Origin of the sequence: Variovorax sp. S12S4 (genome assembly GCF_023195515.1) — a bacterium.
GTDB lineage: Bacteria > Pseudomonadota > Gammaproteobacteria > Burkholderiales > Burkholderiaceae_C > Variovorax.
Window position 1 is genome coordinate 4,395,583 of the sequence record NZ_JALPKR020000002.1, and the last position, 23,258, is coordinate 4,418,840.

At 66.1% G+C, this 23,258-nt stretch carries 21 protein-coding genes and 1 pseudogene; 21 read left to right on the plus strand and 1 reads right to left on the minus strand.

Annotation, left to right across the window (positions count from 1 at the left end):
* Position 1: 1 nt before the first annotated feature.
* Both M0765_RS21625 and M0765_RS21630 read left to right on the plus strand, forming a co-directional pair.
* Complete coding sequence (locus tag M0765_RS21625) at positions 2 to 205, plus strand: DUF465 domain-containing protein (RefSeq protein ID WP_126747274.1); 204 nt, start codon at positions 2 to 4, stop codon at positions 203 to 205.
* Entirely contained in the window at positions 202 to 2,268 is a 2,067-nt protein-coding gene (locus tag M0765_RS21630) for an ATP-dependent DNA helicase (RefSeq protein ID WP_258505843.1), read from the plus strand. Before M0765_RS21625 ends, M0765_RS21630 begins: the two co-directional genes overlap by 4 nt.
* Positions 2,269 to 2,349: 81 nt before the next feature.
* Here M0765_RS21630 and M0765_RS21635 read toward each other — a convergent pair whose 3' ends face one another.
* Positions 2,350 to 3,159, minus strand: a complete 810-nt coding sequence (locus tag M0765_RS21635) for an outer membrane protein assembly factor BamD (protein ID WP_126747276.1) — start codon at positions 3,157 to 3,159, stop codon at positions 2,350 to 2,352.
* Positions 3,160 to 3,215: 56 nt separating this feature from the next.
* Between M0765_RS21635 and M0765_RS21640 the strand changes: the two genes are divergently transcribed.
* The 19 genes and pseudogenes from M0765_RS21640 to M0765_RS21730 all read left to right on the plus strand — a co-directional run bounded on the left by M0765_RS21640 (position 3,216) and on the right by M0765_RS21730 (position 23,252).
* Positions 3,216 to 4,199 (plus strand): RluA family pseudouridine synthase, encoded by a 984-nt coding sequence (locus M0765_RS21640; RefSeq protein ID WP_258508384.1) that lies wholly within the window; start codon positions 3,216 to 3,218, stop codon positions 4,197 to 4,199.
* Between the two features lie 129 nt (positions 4,200 to 4,328).
* On the plus strand, positions 4,329 to 5,267 hold the full coding sequence (scpB, locus tag M0765_RS21645) for an SMC-Scp complex subunit ScpB (protein WP_258505844.1): 939 nt from the start codon (positions 4,329 to 4,331) through the stop codon (positions 5,265 to 5,267).
* Between the two features lie 232 nt (positions 5,268 to 5,499).
* Complete coding sequence (locus M0765_RS21650; protein ID WP_258505845.1) at positions 5,500 to 7,068, plus strand: pseudouridine synthase; 1,569 nt, start codon at positions 5,500 to 5,502, stop codon at positions 7,066 to 7,068.
* Between the two features lie 150 nt (positions 7,069 to 7,218).
* Positions 7,219 to 7,644, plus strand: a complete 426-nt coding sequence (gene ndk, locus M0765_RS21655; protein ID WP_258505846.1) for a nucleoside-diphosphate kinase — start codon at positions 7,219 to 7,221, stop codon at positions 7,642 to 7,644.
* A gap of 21 nt (positions 7,645 to 7,665) precedes the next feature.
* Positions 7,666 to 8,817, plus strand: a complete 1,152-nt coding sequence (gene rlmN, locus M0765_RS21660; RefSeq protein WP_258505847.1) for a 23S rRNA (adenine(2503)-C(2))-methyltransferase RlmN — start codon at positions 7,666 to 7,668, stop codon at positions 8,815 to 8,817.
* A gap of 4 nt (positions 8,818 to 8,821) precedes the next feature.
* The gene (gene pilW, locus M0765_RS21665; protein ID WP_258505848.1) at positions 8,822 to 9,676 is read left to right on the plus strand and encodes a type IV pilus biogenesis/stability protein PilW; all 855 of its coding nucleotides are present in this window, start codon (positions 8,822 to 8,824) and stop codon (positions 9,674 to 9,676) included.
* Entirely contained in the window at positions 9,669 to 10,649 is a 981-nt protein-coding gene (locus tag M0765_RS21670; protein ID WP_258505855.1) for a helix-turn-helix domain-containing protein, read from the plus strand. The genes pilW and M0765_RS21670 overlap by 8 nt, the downstream gene beginning before the upstream one ends.
* Positions 10,646 to 11,923: a flavodoxin-dependent (E)-4-hydroxy-3-methylbut-2-enyl-diphosphate synthase gene (ispG, locus tag M0765_RS21675; RefSeq protein WP_126747283.1), complete on the plus strand. Its 1,278-nt coding sequence runs from the start codon at positions 10,646 to 10,648 to the stop codon at positions 11,921 to 11,923. Before M0765_RS21670 ends, ispG begins: the two co-directional genes overlap by 4 nt.
* A gap of 15 nt (positions 11,924 to 11,938) precedes the next feature.
* On the plus strand, positions 11,939 to 13,249 hold the full coding sequence (gene hisS, locus M0765_RS21680) for a histidine--tRNA ligase (RefSeq protein ID WP_258505856.1): 1,311 nt from the start codon (positions 11,939 to 11,941) through the stop codon (positions 13,247 to 13,249).
* 5 nt (positions 13,250 to 13,254) lie between these two features.
* The gene (locus tag M0765_RS21685; protein ID WP_126747285.1) at positions 13,255 to 13,947 is read left to right on the plus strand and encodes a YfgM family protein; all 693 of its coding nucleotides are present in this window, start codon (positions 13,255 to 13,257) and stop codon (positions 13,945 to 13,947) included.
* Between the two features lie 12 nt (positions 13,948 to 13,959).
* Positions 13,960 to 15,102, plus strand: coding sequence for an outer membrane protein assembly factor BamB (gene bamB / locus M0765_RS21690; RefSeq protein WP_258505857.1), 1,143 nt, complete (start codon positions 13,960 to 13,962; stop codon positions 15,100 to 15,102).
* 48 nt (positions 15,103 to 15,150) lie between these two features.
* A complete protein-coding gene (gene der / locus M0765_RS21695) occupies positions 15,151 to 16,494 on the plus strand; it encodes a ribosome biogenesis GTPase Der (RefSeq protein WP_126747287.1) in 1,344 nt (447 codons plus the stop codon).
* A gap of 164 nt (positions 16,495 to 16,658) precedes the next feature.
* Positions 16,659 to 16,904, plus strand: coding sequence for an RNA chaperone Hfq (hfq, locus tag M0765_RS21700; protein WP_012747311.1), 246 nt, complete (start codon positions 16,659 to 16,661; stop codon positions 16,902 to 16,904).
* Positions 16,905 to 16,956: 52 nt separating this feature from the next.
* Positions 16,957 to 18,126 (plus strand): GTPase HflX, encoded by a 1,170-nt coding sequence (hflX, locus tag M0765_RS21705; protein ID WP_258505858.1) that lies wholly within the window; start codon positions 16,957 to 16,959, stop codon positions 18,124 to 18,126.
* A 74-nt stretch (positions 18,127 to 18,200) separates the two neighbouring features.
* On the plus strand, positions 18,201 to 19,565 hold the full coding sequence (gene hflK, locus M0765_RS21710; protein WP_342456075.1) for an FtsH protease activity modulator HflK: 1,365 nt from the start codon (positions 18,201 to 18,203) through the stop codon (positions 19,563 to 19,565).
* Positions 19,566 to 19,581: 16 nt separating this feature from the next.
* Positions 19,582 to 20,484 carry a protease modulator HflC gene (gene hflC, locus M0765_RS21715; protein ID WP_126747289.1) on the plus strand — a complete coding sequence of 301 codons (903 nt, stop codon included), beginning with the start codon at positions 19,582 to 19,584 and terminating at the stop codon, positions 20,482 to 20,484.
* 19 nt (positions 20,485 to 20,503) lie between these two features.
* Positions 20,504 to 20,692: a DUF2065 domain-containing protein gene (locus M0765_RS21720; RefSeq protein ID WP_126747290.1), complete on the plus strand. Its 189-nt coding sequence runs from the start codon at positions 20,504 to 20,506 to the stop codon at positions 20,690 to 20,692.
* A 43-nt stretch (positions 20,693 to 20,735) separates the two neighbouring features.
* Positions 20,736 to 21,897 (plus strand): annotated as a pseudogene (locus tag M0765_RS21725) (ATP phosphoribosyltransferase regulatory subunit).
* A gap of 23 nt (positions 21,898 to 21,920) precedes the next feature.
* Positions 21,921 to 23,252 (plus strand): adenylosuccinate synthase, encoded by a 1,332-nt coding sequence (locus M0765_RS21730; protein ID WP_258505860.1) that lies wholly within the window; start codon positions 21,921 to 21,923, stop codon positions 23,250 to 23,252.
* Positions 23,253 to 23,258 lie beyond the last annotated feature (6 nt).

The following is a 23,258-nucleotide window of genomic DNA, read 5'->3' on the forward strand; positions in this document are numbered from 1 at the left end:
GTTGGACTCCAATCTCCACTCCCTTTCCCGCCAATTGATCGAGTTGCGCATCGAACATGCCGACCTTGATGCCACCATCGACCGCCTGGCCGAGGCCTTGCCGCAAGACGAACTCCTGCTGCGGCGCCTGAAGAAGCGCCGCCTCGGGTTGCGCGACCAGATCGTGCGGCTCGAAAACCTGCTCGATCCGAGAGAACCCGCGTGACCGACACACTCGAGGACAAGGTGCGCGACGCCTTCGCGCACGGCGGTGCGCTTTCCCGTGCCGCCGATCAGTTTCGCGAACGCTCGGGACAAACCGAAATGGCGCTGGCCGTGGCGCGCACCATCGAAGACGGCGGCGTGCTGGTGGTGGAGGCCGGCACCGGCGTCGGCAAGACCTTTTCGTATCTGGTGCCGGCGTTGCTGAGCGGCGAACGCGTGCTGCTGTCGACCGCGACCAAGACCCTGCAAGACCAGCTGTTCGGCCGCGACTTGCCGCGCCTGGTCGAAGCGCTCGAACTGCCGGTGCGAACGGCGCTGCTCAAGGGCCGCGCGAGCTACCTGTGCCTGCACCGGCTCGACCTTGCGCGCCACGACGCGTCGCTGCCCGAACGCGGCAGCCTGCGCACGCTCGCCAAGATCGAGCAGTGGTCCAAGGCCACGCGAACCGGCGACCTGGCCGAGTTGCCCGGTCTGGACGAGCGCTCGCCGCTCATTCCGCTGATTACTTCCACGCGCGAGAACTGCCTGGGCGCGCAGTGTCCGCAGTTCAAGCCCTGCCACGTGAACCTGGCACGGCGCGAGGCGCTGGCCGCCGATGTGGTGGTCATCAACCACCACTTGTTCTTTGCGGATCTCGCGGTGCGCGAGACCGGCATGGCGGAACTGTTGCCCACCGTGAGCGTGGTGGTGTTCGACGAGGCCCATCAGCTCAACGAAACCGGCGTGCAGTTTCTCGGGGCGCAACTCGGCAGCGGCCAGGCGCTCGATTTCGCGCGCGATCTGCTCGGCGCGGGCTTGCAGCATGCGCGCGGGCTGGTCGACTGGCAGCAACTCGCGGCGGCCGTGGAGCGTGCGGCGCGCGAACTGCGCCTTGCAGTCGGCAAGCAGTGGCCCGGGACCAAGCTGCGCTGGGTGGGGCCTGCGCCGGAGGGCATCGATCCCGGCATCTGGCAGGGCGCGCTCGACGACTTCCAGCATGCATTCGAAATGGCGGCCGAAGGGCTCGATACCGTCAGCGAGATATCACCCGACTTCGTGCGCCTGTACGAGCGGGCGCAGCAGCTCGCCAAGCGCGCGGCGCGTTTCGCGCTGCCTTGCGAGGTCGAGTCGGTGCGCTGGGTCGACGTAGGCACGCAATTGCGCCTGGTCGAATCGCCGCTCGACATTGCCGAGGCAATGCGCACGCGCGTGCTCAAGATCAGCCACGGTGAGCCTGAACTCGATGCCTATGGCGAAGAACAGGAAGACAGCCGCCCGGCGCCGGAAGACAGCGGGCGCGCCTGGATCTTCACTTCCGCCACGCTGGGCGACGAGCCCACGCTGCGCTGGTTCACCGAGCCGTGCGGGCTGGGCGATGCCGAAGTGTTGCGCGTGCAGAGCCCATTCGACTATGCCGCCCAAGCGGGGCTCTATGTGCCGCGTGCCTTTCCGAAGCCCAACGATGCTTCTCACAGCGCACGGGTTGCGCAACTGGCTGCGCGGGGCGCCAGCGAACTCGGCGGGCGCACGCTGGTGCTGACGACCACGCTGCGTGCCTTGCGCACCATCGGCGACGAGATGAAGCAGCAGTTCGAGCGACTCGAAGCCGACGTACGGCCCGAGGTGCTGGTGCAGGGCGAACTGCCCAAGCGCGTGCTCATGGACCGCTTCCGCGAAGGCGCGCAAGGCGGCCGTGCGGGTTGCGTGCTGGTGGCCTCGGCATCGTTCTGGGAGGGCTTCGACGCACCGGGCGACGCCCTGCAGCTGGTGGTGATCGACAAGCTGCCGTTTCCTCCGCCCAACGATCCGCTCGTCGAAGCGAGGTCGCAGCGGCTCGAAGCGCAGGGCCGCAGTTCGTTCAGCGACTACTCGCTGCCTGAGGCGGCCGTGGCGCTCAAGCAGGGCGCGGGGCGGTTGATTCGGCGCGAAACGGATTGCGGCGTGCTTGCGATCTGCGACACCCGCCTGGTGGCGATGGGCTACGGCCGGCGATTGTTGTCCGCGTTGCCGCCGATGCGCAGGCTGGAGAGCGAAGCGGATTTCGAGGCCGCCATCAGCGACCTGAAGAATTCGCTCTCGGCCTGAGAGGCGAGGAGGCCGGAGGGGCAGGGGCCTGCCCTCGTCCAGACGAAGAAAAAGCCCCGAAGGGCTTTGTTCTTTATCGACTTACCAGACCTTCCACCACGGATCGTCCTTGCCTTTGAAACCGCGGGCCAGGTACTCGCTTTGCGGGTAGTTGGTGGTCAGCACGCGCTGGGCATCGTCGCGCAGGTCCTTCATGCCGAGCGCGTCGTAGGAGCGAACGATGATGTACAGCGCTTCCTCGAGTGCGGGCACTTCGCGGTAGTCGGACAGCGCAAGCTGCGCCCGGTTGATGGCCGCGAGGTAAGCGCCGCGCGAGTAGTAGTAGCGCGCCACGTGCACTTCGTACTGCGCGAGCGAGTTCACGATGTAGTTCATGCGCTGGCGCGCGTCGGGCGCGTAGCGCGATGCGGGGAAGCGCGTCACGAGCTCCTTGAACGACTCGAACGATTCCTTGGCCGCCTTCTGGTCGCGTTCGGACAGGTCTTGCCGTGTCAGGAACGAGAACATGCCCAGGTCGTCGTTGAAGTTGATCACGCCCTTGAGGTACAGCGCGTAGTCGAGCGCAGGGCTCGCCGGGTGCAGCTTCATGAAGCGGTCGAGCGTGGAAACGGCGTTGGCCTTTTCACCCGCCTTGTATTGCGCGTAGGCCTTCTCGAGCTGGGCTTGCTGTGCGAGCGGCGTACCGGCGGCGCGGCCTTCGAGCTTCTCGTACAGGGGCACGGCCTTGTCGTAGGCACCGGAGCCGGCTTCGTCCTTGGCTTCGGCATAAATGCGGTTGGGGCTCCAGCTCGCCGTCTTGTCGGCGGTGGGGGTGGAGGAGCAGCCGGCTGCAAGCAGCGCTGCTGCGCTGAGCGCGATCCAAGAGGGGACCGATAATTTGGCGCGAAACATCACATACGGCTTTCGTGAAACAGTTGCCTTCAATTATATCGACCGACCCTCTCGACCTGGTGCCTGAAACAGCCGAGGCCGACGAGAGCGCCGACCCGGTCGAATCCAGCGAGCTGCGGCCCTTTGCCATGGGGGCCGCCGAGCACGGCCAGCGGCTGGACCGCGCGCTGGCCGTCCTGGTGCCGGAATTTTCTCGCAACTATCTGCAACAGCTGATCGAAGCCGGGGCCGTGGAGCTGGAAGGGCGCACGGTGCTGAAGCCGTCCGCCACGGTGCGCGCCGGGCAGGCCGGCCGCATCGAACTGCGGCCCACGCCGCAAAGCCAGGCGTTCCGGCCCGAGACCATGGACATCGTGACGGTGCACGAGGACGAGCACCTGCGAATCATCGACAAGCCGGCGGGCCTGGTGGTGCACCCGGCGCCGGGCCATTGGAGCGGCACCCTCCTGAACGGGCTGCTGGCGCTCGACCCCAAGGCCTCGCTGCTGCCGCGCGCCGGCATCGTGCACCGGCTCGACCGCGACACCAGCGGGCTGATGGTGGTGGCGCGGACTCGGGCTGCCATGGACGCCATGGTGGCGCTGATTGCCGCACGCGAGGTCAAGCGGCAATACCTGGCCGTCGGGCACAAGCCCTGGGCCGGTGCAGCCGCCCGGCAGGTCGACGCGCCCATTGGCCGCGATCCGCGCAACCGTTTGCGCATGGCGGTGGTCGATCTGGAGCGCCACGCGGGCAAGACAGCCCGTACCCTCATCGAGCGGCTGGACAGCAATGCGCAGGGCTGTGCCGTGCGGTGCACGCTCGAAACCGGCCGAACCCACCAGATTCGAGTGCACATGGCGTCCATCGGACATCCGCTGGTTGGCGACGCGCTCTATGGAGGCGCGCCCGCCGCCGGGCTGGAGCGGCAGGCGCTGCACGCCTTCAGGCTGGCGTTCATGCACCCGGTCACGCAGGCGCCGCTGGAGTTTCGCTCCCTTCCGCCGGCCGATCTTGTTCATGCGCTGCAGACCTGGGGGCTGGATTACAATCGCGCCTGACGGCCCGAGGGCCGCGCCGGCCACTCGATGCCGGCCTTGCGTTGCACTCGCCGCGTGCCGGCAACGCCTACTCCTTCCATCCCTGTGAGCCAGCGTCCAACAGACGCCTTTTCCCGGATAACGCGAACCATGAATACGGCGGATGCCAAGCGCATTCTAGAAACCGCCTTGATCTGTTCGAGCCAGCCGCTGCCAGTGCGCGACATGCGCGTGCTGTTCGACGATGAGCTGGGCGTGGACACCATCAAGGTGCTGTTGCTTGAACTGCAGGAAGACTGGGCGCAACGCGGCCTGGAGCTGGTGAACGTCGCCAGCGGCTGGCGCTTTCAGAGCCGGCCCGAGATGCGCGACCACCTCGATCGCCTGCACCCAGAGAAGCCGCCGCGCTACACGCGGGCCGCCCTCGAAACGCTGGCCATCATTGCCTACCGCCAGCCGGTCACGCGCGGCGACATGGAAGACATTCGCGGCGTCACCATCAATTCCCTCATCTTGAAGCAGCTCGAGGATCGTGGCTGGGTCGAGGTGATCGGACACCGCGAAACCGTCGGCCGGCCGGCGCTGTACGCCACCACGCGGCAGTTTCTCGACGATCTCGGGCTCGCCTCGCTGGACCAGTTGCCGCTGATCGAGACACCGGCCCAGCAGGCGGCATTGGTCGATGCGCTGGACCAGGCCTCGGGCAACCAGCCCGGCCTGCCGATGGAAATTGCGGGCGAATCCGATGCCGACGCGTCCGCTGCGACGGACGCGGCGCTCGAAGCAGAATTGACCCTGCCCGGTGCCGAGAGTCCCGAGGCAACGGAAAATCAGGCGCAAGAAGAGTCGCAGCCCGCCGAGGCGCACGCCGAAGTGCTCGATGCGACCGAAGCCATCGAAGCCATCGAAGCCATCGAAGCGGTCGATGCCGCTGCCGCGCAATTTGCCGAAGATGCGGCTTCGCCCGAAGAGCCTTCGGAAATCCCCAGCCCCGACGAAGCCGAGCCTTCCGTTGCGCTCGAATCCGAAGAAGTCCCGTCGCCCGACGAGACCGATCCCCACGCTGTTTCTCCCGGAAAAACCTCATGAGCCCCTCCGACTCCGACGACGCGGCAATCGTGCCGGTCCAGCCCGAATCAGAAAAAAAGAGTCGGTCACGGAAGTGTCCAGCCCTTCTTCGGATGCCGATGCTGATGCATCCGCTCCAGTTGCCGGCGAGAGTGAAGCTCCCAAGAAAAAGCGTGCCCCGCGTCGCAAGAAGACCGTAGAGCCGGCTGCGGAGGGCGAAGCCGCGGCAGCACCCGCGGAAAGCCCTGAGCCGGTGATCGAAGCCGTCGCTGAGTCGGCCCCCGTAGCGGCTCCCGTTTCGGCGCCAACCCCTGCCGCTCCCGTCAAGGCTCCCGCCCCGGTTGAAGCAGCTGAACAGCGCGAAGAGCGCCGTGAAGAGGAGGGCGCTCGAGGCCAGTACGACGACGAAGAAGAGGAAGACGAGCCCGACGAGGAAGAAGACGACCTCGACCGCGCACGCCGTGCCGCCGAGCGCGAGCAGCGCAATGCGCTGCCGCCCGAGCCGATCCGTTTCGCGGACGTCATTTCCGGTCAGTTCGACGCCGACGAGGAAAGCCCCGAAGTCCCGCCGCTCAAGCGCGTGCTGTTGCCGGAGGCCGACTCGCCCAAGCTGCACAAAGTGCTGGCCCAGGCCGGCCTGGGCTCGCGGCTCGAAATGGAAGCGCTGATTCTCCAGGGCCGCATCTCGGTCAATAACGAGCCGGCCCACATCGGCCAGCGCATCCAGTACGGCGACCAGGTCAAGATCAACGGCAAGCCCATTCGCTACCGCATCGCGCCGCCTCCGCCGCGCGTCATCGCCTATCACAAGCCCGTAGGGGAGGTCGTCACGCACGACGACCCGCAGAACCGCCCGACGGTGTTCCGCAAGCTGCCGCGGCTGCAACAGGGCAAGTGGCAATCGGTCGGGCGGCTCGACCTGAACACCGAAGGCCTGCTGCTGTTCAGCAGCTCCGGCGATCTGGCCAACCAGCTGATGCATCCCCGCTTTGGCCTGGAGCGCGAGTACGCCGTGCGCGTGCTCGGTGCGCTCAGCGCCGAAGAAAAGAAGAAACTGCTCGAAGGCGTGCGCCTGGACGACGGCATGGCCCAGTTCGGCACCATCGAAGAGGGCGGCGGCGAAGGTTCGAACTGCTGGTACCGGGTCACCATTTCCGAAGGCCGCAATCGCGAAGTGCGGCGCCTGTTCGAATCGGTCGGCCACGCGGTCAGCCGCCTGATCCGCATCCGCTACGGTGCCATGGTGCTTCCGCGCGGGCTGAAGCGCGGTGCCTGGATGGAGCTCGACGAGCGCGACATCAGCGCTTTGTTCCAGGCCTCCGGCGGCGGCGCGCCGCGCCCGCAGCAGCAACGCGGGCCGGGCGGGCAAGACGGTGCCGGAGGCGGCCGCAACGGGCGCAACAAGAAGCGCCGCGGCAACAACCGCAACGCCGGCGGCGCACAGCAGCAGCCCCGCGACATGCGCGACGACGGCCGCGAAGCGCCCATTCCGAACCCGCTCGGCGACGGCCGGCCGCCGCGCGGTGAGCGCGGGGGGCGTGGCAACCGGGGCGGTGGCGGCGGCGGTAACGCAGGCATGCCGCCGCAAGGGCGCCGCGGCAACAACAACAATCGTGGCAACCGCCAGGGTGAGGAGCGTCCGCCAAGCGGCGCGAACCAGCCCGATCCGATGAAGACCTCGCTCGGCTACATCGGCGCCGACAGCTTCTCGCGCCAGCGCAAGGAGCAGCGCCAGGGCCCTGGCCGCCGTGGCGGCGGTCCGGCAGGCGGCGGCTTCGGCGGGCAGGGCGGCCCGGGTGGCAATCGCCGCCGCGGACGCTGAAACCCAGCCGCCAGCGCAGCCTTTCGCGGGGTTTTCACCAAGGCCCCGGGCTGCGCCGGTTAAAATCAGAGGCTTTGTCGCCGTAGAGTGCAACATATTCGTTGCAGCCGTGACAAAACACTTCAAAATCAAAGCTCAGGAAGCACTTCAATGGCTATCGAACGTACCCTCTCCATCATCAAGCCCGACGCCGTTGCAAAGAACGTCATCGGCAAGATCGTTTCCCGCTTCGAAGCTGCCGGCCTCAAGATCGTCGCCGCCAAGCTGGTGCACCTCTCGCGCAATGAAGCCGAGCAGTTCTACTCGGTCCACAAGGAGCGTCCTTTCTTCAAGGACCTCGTCGAGTTCATGATCTCCGGCCCCGTGTTCGTGCAAGTGCTCGAAGGCGAGAACGCAATTGCCAAGAACCGCGACCTGATGGGCGCCACCGACCCCAAGAAGGCAGCCGCCGGCACCATTCGCGCCGACTTCGCCGACAGCATCGACGCCAACGCCGTGCACGGTTCGGACGCTCCCGAAACCGCAGCGAACGAAGTGGCCTTCTTCTTCGCCGGCCTCAACGTCTACGCACGCTGAAGCCGTATCCCGGCTGATTTCATGACCACGGCCAACCTGCTCGAATTCGATCTCGAGGGGCTGGCTGCGTTCTGCGAAAAGCTCGGCGAGAAGCGATTCCGCGCCACGCAGCTGTTCCGCTGGATCCACCAGCGTGGCGCCAGCGACTTTGCCCAGATGACCGATCTGGCCAAGTCGCTGCGCGAGAAGCTCGCCACAACCGCTCGCGTCGAGGCCCTCGCGGTTCTCACGCAGCACGAATCCAAGGACGGCACGATCAAGTGGCTGTTCGACGTCGGCGACGGCAATGCCGTCGAAGCCGTATTCATTCCCGAAGACGACCGCGGCACGCTGTGCGTGTCGTCTCAAGCCGGCTGCGCGGTGGGTTGCCGCTTTTGCTCCACGGGGCACCAGGGCTTCAGCCGCAACCTGAGCACGGGCGAAATCGTCGCCCAGCTGTGGTTTGCCGAGCACTTCCTGCGCAAGCACCTGAAGCGCGACGAGCGCGTCATTTCCAACGTGGTGATGATGGGCATGGGCGAGCCGCTGCAGAACTACTCGGCGCTGGTGCCGGCGCTGCGCACCATGCTCGACGACAACGCCTATGGGCTGTCGCGCCGCCGCGTGACCGTGTCGACTTCCGGCGTGGTGCCGATGATCGACCGCCTGGGCGCCGATTGCCCGGTGGCCATGGCCGTGTCGCTGCACGCGCCCAACGACGCGCTGCGCGACGATCTGGTGCCGCTCAATCGCAAGTACCCCATTGCAGAACTGATCGAGGCCTGCAAGCGCTACCTGGCGCATGCGCCGCGCGACTTCATCACCTTCGAGTACTGCATGCTCGACGGCGTGAACGACCAGCCCGAGCACGCGCGGCAACTGGTGGAACTCGTTCGCACGCATGGCATTTCGTGCAAGTTCAACCTGATTCCGTTCAATCCGTTTCCGGCCTCGGGCCTGCTGCGTTCGCCGCAGCCGCGGGTGCTGGCGTTTGCCAAGACACTGAGCGAGGCCGGCCTTGTGACCACCGTGCGCAAGACGCGCGGCGACGACATCGACGCGGCCTGCGGACAGCTGGCCGGCGACGTGAAGGACCGCACGCGCGCCGCCGAACGCATGGCCCAGCGCCGTGCCGTGTCGGAGCGGCCTGTTGTTTTGCATCCGGTTCGAAAGACCACCCCCCAGGAGCACTGATTCAATGAGCATGGCCTTTCCGATGACCACCGCAAGCGCGCAGCGGCTGCTGGCTGCAAGCTTTGCCGGTGTGGCCGTGGCGTTTCTGCTCGGGGGCTGCGTCAACACGCGGACCACCACCACCAGCCTGGCCGACACCAGCTCGGGCAAGGGCGCGGAGATTGTTACCGAGTCGGATGAGAGCAGCCGCCAGCGCCGCGCGCGGCTGCGGCTGGAGTTGGCCTCGGGCTACTTCGAGCATGGCCAGAACACGGTCGCACTCGACGAAATCAAGCAGGCGCTGGTCGCCGACCCCAACTACGCGGATGCCTACAGCCTGCGGGGCCTCGTCTACATGCGACTCGACGATGCCGGCATGGCCGAAGACAGCTTCCGCCGCGCCATTGCCATCAACCCGCGCGATCCCAATGTGCGGCACAACTACGGCTGGCTGCTATGCCAGCAGAACCGCTATGGCGACGCGGCCCAGCAGTTCAGCGCCGCGCTCGCGGTGCCGAGCTACACCGACCGCGCCAAGACGCTCATGACCCAAGGCGTCTGCGAGCTCAGGGCCGGACAGCGTCCGGAGGCGGAGCGCAGCCTGATGCAGGCCTACGAGATCGATGCCGGGAATCCGGTGGTCGGATTCAACCTGGCCTCACTGCTGGCGCAACGCGAGGAATGGTCGCGTGCGCAGTTCTACATTCGCCGGGTCAACAACAGTCCTTCGGCCAGCGCCGAAACGCTGTGGCTCGGCATCAAGATCGAACGACGGCTCAACAACCGCGAGGCAGTTGCGCAGTTGGGAGGGCAACTGCAACGGCGCTTTCCGCAGTCCCGGGAGGCAATAGCGTACGAGCGCGGGAATTTCAATGACTGAACGGGTTTCGGAGTTCGGCACTTCCGCGGCACTGCCGCTCGAGGAAGGCGACATCACGCACAAGACGGCCGGCGACATGCTTCGCGAGGCGCGCGAGGCCCATGGCCTGCATATCGAAATGGTGGCCGCGGCTCTGAAGGTGCCGCCGCAGAAGCTCATGGCGCTGGAGGCGGACGATATCGATTCGCTGCCCGACCCGGTATTTGCGCGCGCCCTGGCAAGCAGCGTCTGCCGCGCCTTGCGCATCGATGCCGCTCCCGTGCTGGCAAAGCTGCCGGGAGCGCAGCGCGCACCGCTGGCAACGGCCGACCGCACGCTCAAGAGCAACATCGTTTCCGGCACGCCGCGTTGGAACGGCAGCCGCTCCAACGGTCTTCCGTCTCGCGCATTGCTGATCGTCGTCGCTTTGCTGCTGGTGGGGGCAGCGGTGCTGTTCTGGCTGCCGCAGTCGGCTTTCGACCAGGTCGGTGCCGCCGTCTCGCGCTGGACGGCGCGTGGCGAAACCGAAACAGGTTCGGTCACCGAGGCGCCTGCGGTTGCAGCGGCGCCAGGCGGAGCCTCCGTGGTCGAGAACACGCCGGTGTCGCCCGTACCGCCTGCGGCAACTGGCCCCGCGACCGCGGCGGCGCCCGGAACGCCGGTCGCACCTGCCGCACCGGGTGCGCCATCCGCTACGGCCTTGCCCGCGGCCAACGCGGCCGCAACAGTTGCAGCACCTGCTGCCAGTGGTGTGCAACCCCTTGTCTTCGTCGCGCGCGAAGACTGCTGGATCACTGTGACAGAGGCCGGCGGCAAGCAGTTGCTGCGCCGCATCGTGCAAGCGGGCGAAACCGTCGGATTGTCTGGCGCGCTGCCGCTGTCGGTGGTGGTCGGGCGCGCATCGGCGGTCGATGTGCAAGTGCGCGGAAAGCCCTACGATCTGAAGCCGGTCACGCGCGGTGGCGGCGTGGCGCGTTTCGAGGTGACATCTTGAGCGACTGCACTCCTCAACCCATTGAATCGGCAGCGCCGAAGGCGCGCCGCTCGCGCCAGGCCCAGGTGGTCTGGGGCGCGCGCACCGTCACGGTGGGCGGCGACGCTCCCGTGCGGGTGCAGTCCATGACCAACACCGACACGGTCGACGCCATCGGCACGGCCATCCAGGTGAAGGAGCTCGCCACCGCGGGTTCGGAGATGGTGCGCATCACCGTCAACACGCCCGAGGCCGCGGCCCAGGTGCCCTACATCCGCGAGCAGCTCGACCGCATGGGCATCGACGTGCCGCTGATCGGCGACTTTCACTACAACGGGCACCGCCTGTTGACCGACTATCCGGCCTGCGCCGAGGCTCTGAGTAAATATCGCATCAACCCCGGCAACGTGGGCAAGGGCGACAAGCGCGACCGTCAGTTCGGCCAGATGATCGATGCGGCCATGCGGTGGAACAAGCCCGTGCGTATCGGCGTGAACTGGGGCAGCCTCGACCAGGAACTGCTTGCCAGCCTGATGGACATCAACAGCCAGCGCGCCGAACCGTGGGATGCGAAGCAGGTGATGTACGAGGCGCTGATCACCTCGGCCATCGAATCCGCCAAGCTGGCCGAGTCGATGGGCATGGCCGGCAACCAGGTCATCCTGTCGTGCAAGGTGAGCGGCGTGCAAGACCTGATCTCGGTCTACCGCGAACTTGCCCGTCGCTGCGAATACCCGCTGCACCTTGGCCTTACCGAAGCCGGCATGGGCACCAAGGGCACTGTGGCCTCGGCCACGGCGCTTTCGATCCTGCTGCAAGAGGGCATCGGCGACACGATTCGCGTGTCGCTCACGCCGCAGCCTGGCGAGTCGCGCACGCAAGAGGTGCTGATCGCCAACGAAATCCTGCAAGCCCTGGGCCTGCGTGTGTTCGTGCCGAGCGTGACGGCCTGCCCGGGCTGCGGCCGCACCACGAGCACCACCTTCCAGGAACTCGCCAAGCAGATCGACGACTACCTGCGCATGCAGATGCCGGTGTGGCGCAAGAAATATCCGGGCGTCGAAACCATGAAGGTCGCCGTTATGGGCTGCATCGTGAACGGCCCCGGCGAGAGCAAGCACGCCGACATCGGCATCAGCCTGCCCGGCACCGGCGAAGCACCCGCGGCACCGGTCTTCATCGACGGCGAAAAGGCCCTCACGCTGCGCGGCGACAATATCGCCAACGAGTTCCATCAGCTCGTCGAAAACTACATCGAAAAGCGCTTTGGCGGCGAGCACGCCGCCGTGGCCTGACACCTCCGCAGACTCATGGCTGAAAAATTGAATGCCGTCAAAGGCATGAACGACATATTGCCGCCCGAATCGGCGCGCTGGGAGTGGCTGGAGGCCACCGTGCGCGACCTGATGGGGCGCTTTGCATACCGCAACGTGCGCACGCCGATCCTGGAGCGCACGGCTCTGTTCGTGCGCGGGATCGGCGAGGTCACCGACATCGTCGAGAAGGAGATGTACTCCTTTGAAGATCGCGCCGACAAGCACGGCAAGTTCGAACATTTGACCATGCGCCCCGAGAACACGGCCGGACTGGTGCGCGCCGTAATCGAGCACAACATGCTGTACGAAGGCCCCAAGCGGCTCTGGTACACCGGGCCGATGTTCCGCCGCGAGAACGTGCAGCGCGGGCGGTTCCGGCAGTTCCACCAGATCGGCGCGGAAGCCCTGGGCTTTGCAGGCCCTGACGTCGACGCGGAGCTGATCCTGCTGGCCAACGCGCTGTGGAAGGCCATCGGCTTGACCGACGTGCGGCTCGAACTCAACAGCCTGGGCCAACCCGCCGAGCGCGCGCTGCACCGCGCCCAGCTCATAGCCCATTTCGAGAAGCATGCCGACAAGCTCGACGAGGACGGCAAGCGGCGCCTGCACAGCAATCCGCTGCGCATTCTCGACACCAAGAATCCGGCGATGAAGGACGTGGTCGAATCGGCACCGAAGCTGATCGACTTTCTCGGGGCTGAATCGCTTGCGCACTTCGAGGGACTGCAAGCCATCCTTAAGGCCAACGACATCGCATTCACGATCAACCCGCGTCTGGTGCGCGGGCTCGACTACTACAACCTCAGCGTGTTCGAGTTCGTGACCGACCGGCTGGGGTCGCAGGGCACAGTGTGTGCAGGCGGCCGCTACGACGACCTGATTGCGCAGATCGGCGGCAAGCCGGCGCCGGCCGTGGGATGGGCAATGGGCATCGAACGGGTGCTCGATCTGCTGAAGGAGCAGGGCGCCGAGGTTGCTGCGCCGGCGCCCGATGCCTATGCCGTGGTGCCCGACGCCGCGTCGATGCCCGTGGTGTTGCGTACCCTGCAGCAGTTGCGCGAGTCGGGTGTCAGCGTGCAGATGCATGCGGCCACTGCGGACGGGCTCAGCAGCTTCAAGGCGCAGATGAAGAAAGCCGACGCCAGCGGCGCTACCTACGCGCTGATTTTCGGCGCCGATGAACTTGCGCGCGGGGAAGTGACTCTCAAGTCGTTGCGCGACGGAAGCGGTGCGCAGAGCGCCCGCGCTCTTGCCGAAGTGGCCACCTGGGCCGCCACCCTACAATCGCCGGCTCCCAACACCTGATACGCATGGCAACCCATCTCGATCTCGACGAACAGGAACAGCTCGACCAGCTCAAGCATTTCTGGAACACCTACGGCACCCTGATCACTTGGGTGGTATTGCTTGTGGCCGGAGCCTTCGTGGCGTGGAACGGCTGGCAGTATTTCCAGCGCAGCAAGGCGGCGCAAGCCGCGGCGCTCTACGACGAGGTCGAGCGCAGCGCGCAGTCCGGCGACGTGGAACGCATCCAGCGCGTGCTGGCCGACATGAAGGAACGCTTCGCCAAGACGGCCTATGCGCAGCAGGCCGGCCTTCTTGCCGCCAAGGCGCTGTACGAGAAGGGCAATCTGGACGCTTCGCGCGCAGCCCTCGGCTGGGTCGCCGAAAGCGCTGTCGATCCGGGCTACAAGGCGGTTGCCAAGCTCCGGCTGGCGGCCGAACTGCTCGACAGCAAGTCGTACGACGAAGCGCTGAAGCAACTCTCTGGCGATGTGCCCAAGGAATTCGAGCCTCTCGTGGCAGATCGCAAGGGCGATATCTACATGGCCCAGGGCAAGCGCAACGAAGCGCAAGCCGAATACCGCAAGGCCTGGACCGGTCTTGGCGCGACGTCCGACTACCGGCGTCTCGTCGAATTCAAGCTCAATGCCTCCGGCGTCGATCCGAAAAGCCTGGCACCCGTGATCACGGTCACGCCGGCAGCCCCCCAAAAATCCTGATCGCATCGCATTATGAATTTCAAGCGTTTCATGCCTGAGTCGTCTGTCCTGCGTGCGGGTTCGGCTATTGTTTTGGTAGCAATGCTGGCGGCCTGCTCGGGCACCAGCAAGCCCAAGCCCGCCGAACTGCCGCCAAACCCGGGCCTGTTCGGGGTCCGGCAGGCCTGGAGCGTGCGCATCCCGGCCGTGAGCTTCCCGCTCGCGGTCGATGTCAGCGGCGACATCGTGACCGTGGCAGGTACCGACGGCACCGTGGTGGCCATCGATGCCCGTGCCGGGCGCGAAACCTGGCGCGGCAACGTCGGCGCCAAGCTGGCGGCAGGCGTCGGCAGCGACGGGTCGCTGGCCGCCGTCGTCACCGCCGACAATGAACTGGTCGCCATCGAAGCCGGCAAGGTCCTCTGGAAGCAGCGCCTCTCGGCCCAGGCCTTTACCGCACCGCTGGTGGCTGGCCGGCGTGTCTTCGTGCAAACAGCCGACCGCAGCATCAGCGCCTGGGACGGCCAGAGCGGCCGCCGCCTGTGGCTGCAGCAGCGCACCGCCGAAAACCTCGTGCTCAAGAAATCGGGCGTGCTGATTGCGGTGGGCGATACGTTGGTGTCGGGCATCGGCGGCCGCCTGGTCGGCATGAACCCGGGCAACGGCACCTCGCGCTGGGAAGCGCCGATTGCCGCGCCGCGCGGCACCAACGACGTCGAGCGCCTGGTCGACCTGACCGGTAGCGTGAGCCGTGTCGGCGACACCGTGTGCGCCCGGGCTTATTACGCCAACGTCGGATGCGTCGACACCGTTCGCGGCCAGCTGCTCTGGACCAAGCCGGCTTCCGGCGCCGAGGGCGTGAGCGGTGACGAAAGCTTTGTGTACGGCACCGAATCGGACGGCAGCGTCACGGCCTGGCGCCGCGCCGACGGCGAGCGCGCCTGGCAGTCGACCCGCTTCAGGAACCGCGTCCTGACCGGCCCGCTGGCCGTGGGACGTTCGCTCGTCATCGGCGAAAGCACCGGAACGCTGCACTTTGTCTCGCGCGAAGACGGCGCACTGCTCAATCGCGTCACGCCCGACGGCTCCGCCATTGGCGTAACCCCGGTGATGGCCGGCAATACGGTTGTCGTCGTGACGGCCAACGGCGGTGTGTTTGGCTATCGCCCTGAATAACTTTCTCGAAGGCCCGCCCATGAAAACCGCGCCAATGAAAGGCCGGCCATGAAGCCGGTCGTGGCCCTGGTCGGGCGTCCCAACGTCGGCAAGTCGACCCTTTTCAACCGCCTCACGCAGACGCGCGACGCCATCGTTGCCGACTTTGCGGGGCTCACGCGCGACCGCCACTACGGCAACGGCCGCCTGGGCAAGCACGAGTTCATCGTGATCGACACCGGCGGCTTCGAGCCCGATGCCGGCAGCGGCATCTACAAGGAAATGGCCAAGCAGACGCGGCAGGCCGTGGCTGAGGCCGACGTGGTGATCTTCGTGGTCGACGCGCGCGAAGGCCTTTCGGCGCAAGACCACGACATTGCCAACGAATTGCGCAGGCTGGGCAAGCCGTGCGTGCTGGCGGCCAACAAGGCCGAAGGCATGCATGACGGCACCAAGCTCGTCGATTTCTACGAGCTGGGCTTTGGCGACGTGCACGGCGTTTCCGCGGCGCACGGGCAGGGCATGCGCGACCTGGTCGAACTGGCGCTCGCGCCGCTCAACCTGCCCGATCCCGAAGACGACACCGACGAAGACGACGTCAACAAGCCGATCAAGCTTGCAGTGGCCGGGCGGCCGAACGTGGGCAAGTCCACGCTGATCAACACCTGGCTTGGCGAAGAGCGCCTGGTGGCCTTCGACATGCCGGGCACCACGCGCGACGCCATTTCGGTGCCGTTCGAGCGCAATGGCCAGCGCTTCGAGCTCATCGACACGGCTGGCCTGCGCCGCAAGGGCAAGGTGTTCGAGGCGATCGAGAAGTTCTCGGTGGTCAAGACGCTGCAGGCCATCGAATCGGCCAACGTCGTGCTGCTGCTGCTCGATGCCACGCAGGGCGTGACCGACCAGGACGCGCACATTGCCGGCTACATCCTCGAGAGCGGGCGGGCGGTGGTGATTGCCATCAACAAGTGGGACGCGGTCGACAGCTATCAGCGCGAGCAGATTCAGCGCCAGATCGAAACCCGCCTGCCGTTCCTCAAGTTCGCATCGCTGCATTTCATCTCGGCCATCAAGCGCCAGGGTCTCGGCCCGGTGTGGCAGGCGATTGCGCAGGCCCACAAGTCGGCCACCCGCAAGATGTCCACGCCTGTGCTGACCCGGCTGCTGCTGGAGGCGGTGCAGTTCCAGTCGCCCAAGCGCGCGGGCATGTTCCGCCCCAAGTTGCGTTATGCGCACCAAGGCGGCATGAATCCGCCGGTGATCATCATCCACGGCAATTCGCTGGAGCACGTGACCGAGGCGTACAAGCGCTTTCTCGAAGGGCGCTTCCGCAAGGAATTCGACCTCGTGGGCACGCCCTTGCGCATCCAGTTCAAAAGCTCGCAGAATCCCTTTGCGGACAAGGACGACTGAGCGCGCTTGCCGACCGATGGCAGCCAATGAGCTGCGGCTGCGCCGGAAGTTCCGCCTTTTGAGAGACGTTATTTTTCAAAGGCTTTTGACCCCGCCTGCTGCGGCGCAGAAACGCTGTGTTAAGGTCATCTCTCCAACAACTACTCTTGAACACGGAGAATATCGTGAGCAATAAAGGGCAACTTCTACAAGACCCGTTTCTGAACACCCTGCGTCGCGAGCATGTGCCGGTCTCCATTTATTTGGTGAACGGTATCAAGCTGCAGGGCCAGATCGAGTCTTTCGACCAGTACGTCGTGTTGCTTCGCAACACGGTGACACAAATGGTCTACAAGCACGCCATTTCCACTATCGTGCCGGGTCGTGCCGTCAACTTCTCGGCTGCCGAGAACGACGACGCTGCAGCCTGATCGCGCGGAGCGCGGCGGTATCCCCGCCGCGCTTTTTCCATATTGATCCCGCTTGTCTGAACTGAACTCCCGCCAGGAAGGCGCCGCCGTTCTCGTCGGCGTCGATTTCGGGCTGCCCCATTTCGACAGCGAACTCGAGGAACTCGGCCTGCTTGCGCAGACCGCGGGCCTGGAACCTGTCGCCCGACTCATCTGCAAGCGCAAGGCGCCCGACGCAGCGCTCTTCGTCGGAAGCGGCAAAGCCGATGAAATCAAGGAACTGGCTGCGATGCACCAGGCCAGCGAGGTCATCTTCGACCAGTCGCTGAGCCCCGCGCAGCAGCGCAATCTCGAGCGTCAGCTCGATGTGGCGGTGTACGACCGCACCTTCCTCATTCTCGAAATCTTCGCGCAGCGGGCCCGCTCCCATGAGGGCAAGCTGCAGGTCGAACTGGCGCGGCTGCAATATCTCAGCACGCGCCTGGTTCGCCGCTGGTCCCACCTGGAGCGCCAGACGGGCGGTGCGGGTGTGCGCGGCGGCCCCGGCGAAAAGCAGATCGAACTCGACCGCCGGATGATCAGCGAATCGATCAAGCGCACGCGCGATCGCCTCGCCAAGGTGCAGAAGCAGCGCGGAACGCAGCGCCGCCAGCGTGAGCGCCGCGAGACCTTCAACATCTCGCTCGTGGGCTACACCAATGCAGGCAAGTCTTCGCTGTTCAACGCGCTGGTGAAGGCCCGCGCGTATGCGGCCGACCAGCTTTTTGCAACGCTCGACACCACCACGCGCAACCTGTACCTGGGCGACGCCCGCCGGCAGGTTTCCATTTCGGACACCGTCGGCTTCATTCGCGACCTGCCTCACGGCCTGGTCGACGCGTTCAAGGCCACCTTGCAAGAGGCGGTCGATGCCGACTTGCTGCTACACGTGGTCGATGCCTCCAACCCGCATTTCCCCGAGCAGATGGCCGAGGTTCAATCGGTTCTCCGCGACATCGGGGCCGATGCCGTTCCGCAGCTTCTGGTGTTCAACAAGCTCGATGCTCTTGAAACCGCGCAACATCCGCTGCATCTGCAGGACGAGATAGAAATCGACGGCGTGCAGGTTCCGCGTATCTTCCTGAGCGCGCGAAGCGGCGAGGGCGTTCCCCTGCTGCGGGCCGAGCTGGCCCGCCGGTCGGGTTCCGTGGGCGATACGATGACCCCAGAGGCCGACACTGAATTGCACGATACCGCCAATTGATTGGGCACAATCCCGCCACTGACAAGAGAACGAAGCGAATGAATGCAAAGCCAGCGTGGAGAGGGTTTCTGGGCATGTTCAACCTGAACGATGGCCGGTGGGGGCGTGGCGATGAGCCCGCATCCAACGGCGACCGCCCGACCGGCAACCGACCTCCCGACGCAGACCCACCGGGCGCCCTGACGCCCCCGCCTTCGGGCAACAGCAACCAGAACAACGGCAACCGCCCTCGCGGGCAGGGCCCCAACCAGGGGCCGCCGGATCTGGACGAACTCTGGCGCGACCTCAATCGCAAGCTGGGCGGCTTCTTCGGCGGCAAGGGCGGCGGCAATCGCCCGAGCGGCAACGATGGCGGCGGCAACGGCTACAGGCCCGACATGAAGAATGCGGGCTTCGGCATCGGCCTCGTGGCCATCGTGGCCGTTCTCATCTGGCTGGGTACCGGCTTCTTCATCGTGAACGAAGGCCAGCAGGCCGTGGTTACCCAGTTCGGCCGCTACAAGGCGACCGTGGGTGCGGGCTTCAACTGGCGCCTGCCTTACCCGATCCAGCGCCACGAAGTGGTCGTGGTCACGCAGATCCGTTCCACCGACGTGGGCCGCGACGCCATCGTGCGCTCGACCGGCCTGCGCGAGTCGGCCATGCTGACCGAGGACGAGAACATCGTCGAAATCAAGTTTGCCGTGCAGTACCGCCTGAGCGACGCACGCGCCTACCTGTACGAAAGCAAGTCGCCCACCGAAACCGTAGTGCAGGTGGCCGAAACCGCCGTGCGCGAGGTGGTCGGCAAGATGAAGATGGATGCGGCCTTGGCCGAGGAGCGCGACCAGATCGCGCCCCGCGTGCGTACGCTGATGCAGACCATCCTCGACCGCTACAAGGTCGGTGTCGAGGTGGTCAACATCAACTTGCAGCAGGGCGGCGTGCGACCGCCGGAGCAGGTGCAAGCCGCGTTCGATGACGTGCTCAAGGCCGGACAGGAACGCGAGCGCGCCAAGAACGAAGCCCAGGCCTATGCCAACGACGTGGTGCCGCGTGCAACGGGTACCGCATCGCGCCTGAAGGAAGAGTCCGAGGCGTACAAGGCGCGCATCGTCGCGCAGGCGCAAGGTGATGCCGGCCGCTTCGCCGCCGTGCTGGCCGAATACCAGAAGGCACCGCAGGTCACGCGCGACCGCATGTACACCGACGCCATGCAGCAGATCTACGCCAGCACCACCAAGGTGCTGGTCGACACCAAGCAAGGCTCCAACCTGCTGTACCTGCCGCTCGACAAGCTCATGCAGGCGAGCGGCAACAACCAGGCAACGCCCGTCGATGCAGCCAGCCCCAGCGTGGCCGGTACCGCGCCCGCCCAGTCCTCGGTGATTCCCGTGGCCCCCGCCGCCGGCGACAACCGCGCCCGCGACGGCCGTTCGCGCGACCGCGACGTGCGTTGAAAAGGCTAAGAAGAACATGAACAGAATCGGATTCATCGCCTCGTCGATCCTCGTGCTGCTGGTGCTGCTGAGCTCGACCCTCTTCGTGGTCGACCAGCGCCAGTTCGGCGTGGTGTACGCCCTGGGGCAGATCAAGCAGGTCATTACCGAGCCGGGCCTGCATTTCAAGCTGCCGCCGCCGCTGCAGAACGTCTCGTACATCGATAAGCGGCTGCTCACGCTGTCCAGCCTCGACACCGAGCCCATGCTCACGGCCGAGAAGCAGCGCGTGGTGATCGACTGGTATGTGCGCTGGCGCATCACCGATCCGCAGGCCTACATCCGCAACGTCGGCCTCGACGAGAGCGCGGGCGCCACGCAGCTCAATCGCGTGGTTCGCAACGCCTTCCAGGAAAACATCAACAAGCGCACCGTGCGCGACCTGATCTCCGTGCGCCGCGAAGCCCTCATGGCCGACGTGCAGCGCGAAGTGTTGGCCGTGGTGAAGGGCGCCAAGCCCTGGGGCGTGGACGTGATCGACGTGCGCATCACGCGTGTCGACTATGTGGAAGCAATCACCGAATCGGTCTACCGCCGCATGGAGGCCGAGCGCAAGCGCGTTGCCAACGAACTGCGTTCTACCGGTTTTGCCGAAGGCGAAAAGATCCGCGCCGACGCCGACCGCCAGCGCGAAGTGATCGTGGCCAATGCATACCGCGACGCCCAGAAGATCAAGGGCGAGGGCGATGCCCAGGCTGCCGCCGCCTACAGCGAGGCCTTTGGCCGCGATGCGCAGTTCGCCCAGTTCTACCGCAGCCTAGAAGCCTACAAGCAGAGCTTCAACAAGAAGAGCGACGTGATGGTGCTCGACCCGTCGTCCGACTTCTTCCGCGCCATGCAGAGCGCCGGCACGCCAGCAGGCAACGCGCCGCGCCGCTGATCCGGCGACCGGCTTCGTCGTGAGCGCCGAGATCTTCTGGAGCGCGCTGGCGCTCGTGCTGGTGATCGAAGGCATCCTGCCTTTCGTGTCGCCGGGCGGGTGGCGGCGCGGCTTCGGCCAGCTGATGCAGCTGCGCGACGGACAGCTGCGTTTCTTCGGACTTTGCAGCATCTTGCTGGGTTTGCTCCTCCTTTGGGTTTTGGGGTAGCTCGGCCCGGTAGAATCCCGGTTTAACCACGCCCCCGATCCCCATGTCCGCCTGGGTCCTCCCGGATCACATTGCCGATGTGCTGCCTTCCGAGGCGCGCCACATCGAAGAACTTCGACGCCAGCTGCTCGATACCGCCCGTGGCTATGGCTACGAGCTGGTGATGCCGCCGCTGCTCGAGCACCTCGAGTCGTTGCTGTCGGGCACCGGCGAGGCGCTCGACCTCCAAACCTTCAAGCTCGTCGACCAGCTCTCCGGCCGCAGCATGGGCCTGCGTGCCGACACCACCGCCCCAGGTGGCGCGCATCGACGCCCACTTGCTGAACCGCGAGGGCGTGGCCCGCCTGTGCTACTGCGGCCCTGTGCTCCATACCCGCCCGGATCGGCCGCACGCCACGCGCGAGCCGCTGCAGTTCGGCGCTGAAATCTACGGCCATGCCGGGCTCGAAGCCGACACCGAAACCCTGCTGCTGGCACTCGACTGCCTTCAGGCGGCCGGCATCGGCAATGGCCTGATCGTCGACCTGGCGGACGCACGCATCGTGCGGGCGCTGTTTGCCGGCGTGCCGGTCGATGCCTCGGTGCTGGCGCGCGTGCATGCGGCCCTCGTCGCCAAGGATGCAAGCGAGCTGCATGCGCTCACGCGCAACTTCCCGGCGCCATCTCGCGACGGCTTGCGCGCCCTGGTCCAGCTGTATGGCGATGCGTCGGTGCTCGACGAGGCCGCCAAGGCCCTCAAGGGCACTCCCGCCGTGAGCGCGGCGCTCGCCGGACTGAAGCAGCTTGCTGACAGCCTGCAGGGCGATTCGGGGCGGCAGATCAGCTTCGACCTGGCCGACTTGCGCGGCTATGCCTACTACAGCGGCATGCGCTTCGGCATCTATGTGCCGGGCGCGGCCGATGCGCTGGTGCGCGGCGGCCGCTACGACGAAGTCGGTGCCGTGTTCGGCCGCAACCGCCCCGCGGTCGGCTTCAGCCTCGACGTGCGCGAGCTCGTCGGCGTGCTGCCGGCACAGCCGCTGCGCGCTGCCATCCGTGCACCGTGGAGCGATGCCGCCGGCCTGCGCCAGGCCATTGCGGGGCTGCGCAAGGCCGGCGAAACCGTGGTCTGCGTACTGCCCGGCCACGGCAGCGAAATCGATGAATTCCATTGCGACCGTGAGCTCGTCGAGCAAGCAGGGCAGTGGCAAGTCCGAGCCATCTGAATTTTTGAAGTAATGGAACGAGCATGAGCGTAACCACCGGAAGAAACGTGGTCGTCGTCGGTACCCAGTGGGGCGACGAAGGCAAGGGCAAGCTGGTCGACTGGCTGACGGAAAGCGCCCAGGGCGTGGTCCGCTTCCAGGGCGGCCACAACGCGGGCCACACGCTGGTCATCAACGGTGTGAAAACCGCGTTGCACCTGATCCCGAGCGGCATCATGCGCCCGGGCGTCAAGTGCTACATCGGCAACGGCGTGGTGCTGTCGGCGGCCAAGCTCTTCGAGGAAATCGAAGGCCTGGAGAAAGCCGGCGTCGAAGTGCGTTCGCGCCTGCGCATCAGCGAGGCCTGCCCGCTGATCCTGCCGTTCCATGCCGCGCTCGACATCGCGCGCGAGACCTACCGCGAAAAGGGTGGCGTCGAGAAGATCGGCACCACCGGCCGCGGCATCGGCCCGGCCTACGAAGACAAGATTGCCCGCCGTGCGCTGCGCGTGCAAGACCTGAAGCACCCCGAACGCTTTGCCACCAAGCTGCGCGTGCTGCTCGACTTGCACAACCATGTGCTGACCCAGGTGCTCGGCGCGCCCGCCATCGACTTCGACCTGGTGTTCGACGAGGCCATGCGCCATGCGGCACTGCTCAAGCCGATGATGGCCGACGTGTCGCGCGAACTGAACGACGCGCACAAGGCCGGCGCCAACCTGCTGTTCGAAGGCGCGCAAGGCACGCTGCTCGACGTCGACCACGGCACCTACCCGTACGTCACCTCGAGCAACTGCGTGGCCGGCAATGCCGCCGCCGGTTCGGGCGTGGGCCCGGGCATGCTGCACTACATCCTGGGCATCACCAAGGCCTACTGCACGCGCGTGGGCGGCGGTCCGTTCCCAACCGAGCTCGACTGGGCGACGCCGGGCACGCCCGGCTATCACATGAGCACCGTGGGCGCCGAAAAGGGTGTGACCACCGGCCGCAGCCGCCGCTGCGGCTGGTTCGATGCCGCGCTGCTCAAGCGCTCGGCGCAGGTCAACGGCCTGTCGGGCCTGTGCATCACCAAGCTCGACGTACTGGACGGCCTCGAAAAGCTCGAGCTGTGCACCGGCTACGAACTCGACGGCGAGATCACCGACATCCTGCCGATGGGCGCGGACGAAATCGAACGCTGCACGCCCATCTACGAAACCCTCGAAGGCTGGAGCGAAAGCACCGTCGGCGTCACGCAGTACGACAAGCTGCCCGTCAATGCGCGGCTCTACCTGCAGCGCATCGAGCAGATCACGGGCGTGCCGATCCATATGGTGTCGACCAGCCCCGACCGCGATCACACGATCATGATGCGCCACCCTTATCTCGCCGACTGAACAGGA

Excerpts from the sequence above, each read along its gene's own strand:
- ndk (WP_258505846.1), top strand. The coding sequence starts at position 7,219 with ATGGCTATCGAACGTACCCTCTCCATCATCAAGCCCGACGCCGTTGCA.
- der (WP_126747287.1), top strand. The coding sequence starts at position 15,151 with ATGAAGCCGGTCGTGGCCCTGGTCGGGCGTCCCAACGTCGGCAAGTCG.
- M0765_RS21635 (WP_126747276.1), bottom strand. The coding sequence starts at position 3,159 with ATGTTTCGCGCCAAATTATCGGTCCCCTCTTGGATCGCGCTCAGCGCA.
- M0765_RS21685 (WP_126747285.1), top strand. The coding sequence starts at position 13,255 with ATGGCAACCCATCTCGATCTCGACGAACAGGAACAGCTCGACCAGCTC.
- hisS (WP_258505856.1), top strand. The coding sequence starts at position 11,939 with ATGGCTGAAAAATTGAATGCCGTCAAAGGCATGAACGACATATTGCCG.
- hflK (WP_342456075.1), top strand. The coding sequence starts at position 18,201 with ATGTTCAACCTGAACGATGGCCGGTGGGGGCGTGGCGATGAGCCCGCA.
- rlmN (WP_258505847.1), top strand. The coding sequence starts at position 7,666 with ATGACCACGGCCAACCTGCTCGAATTCGATCTCGAGGGGCTGGCTGCG.
- hflC (WP_126747289.1), top strand. The coding sequence starts at position 19,582 with ATGAACAGAATCGGATTCATCGCCTCGTCGATCCTCGTGCTGCTGGTG.
- M0765_RS21730 (WP_258505860.1), top strand. The coding sequence starts at position 21,921 with ATGAGCGTAACCACCGGAAGAAACGTGGTCGTCGTCGGTACCCAGTGG.
- M0765_RS21670 (WP_258505855.1), top strand. The coding sequence starts at position 9,669 with ATGACTGAACGGGTTTCGGAGTTCGGCACTTCCGCGGCACTGCCGCTC.
- scpB (WP_258505844.1), top strand. The coding sequence starts at position 4,329 with ATGAATACGGCGGATGCCAAGCGCATTCTAGAAACCGCCTTGATCTGT.
- pilW (WP_258505848.1), top strand. The coding sequence starts at position 8,822 with ATGAGCATGGCCTTTCCGATGACCACCGCAAGCGCGCAGCGGCTGCTG.
- bamB (WP_258505857.1), top strand. The coding sequence starts at position 13,960 with ATGAATTTCAAGCGTTTCATGCCTGAGTCGTCTGTCCTGCGTGCGGGT.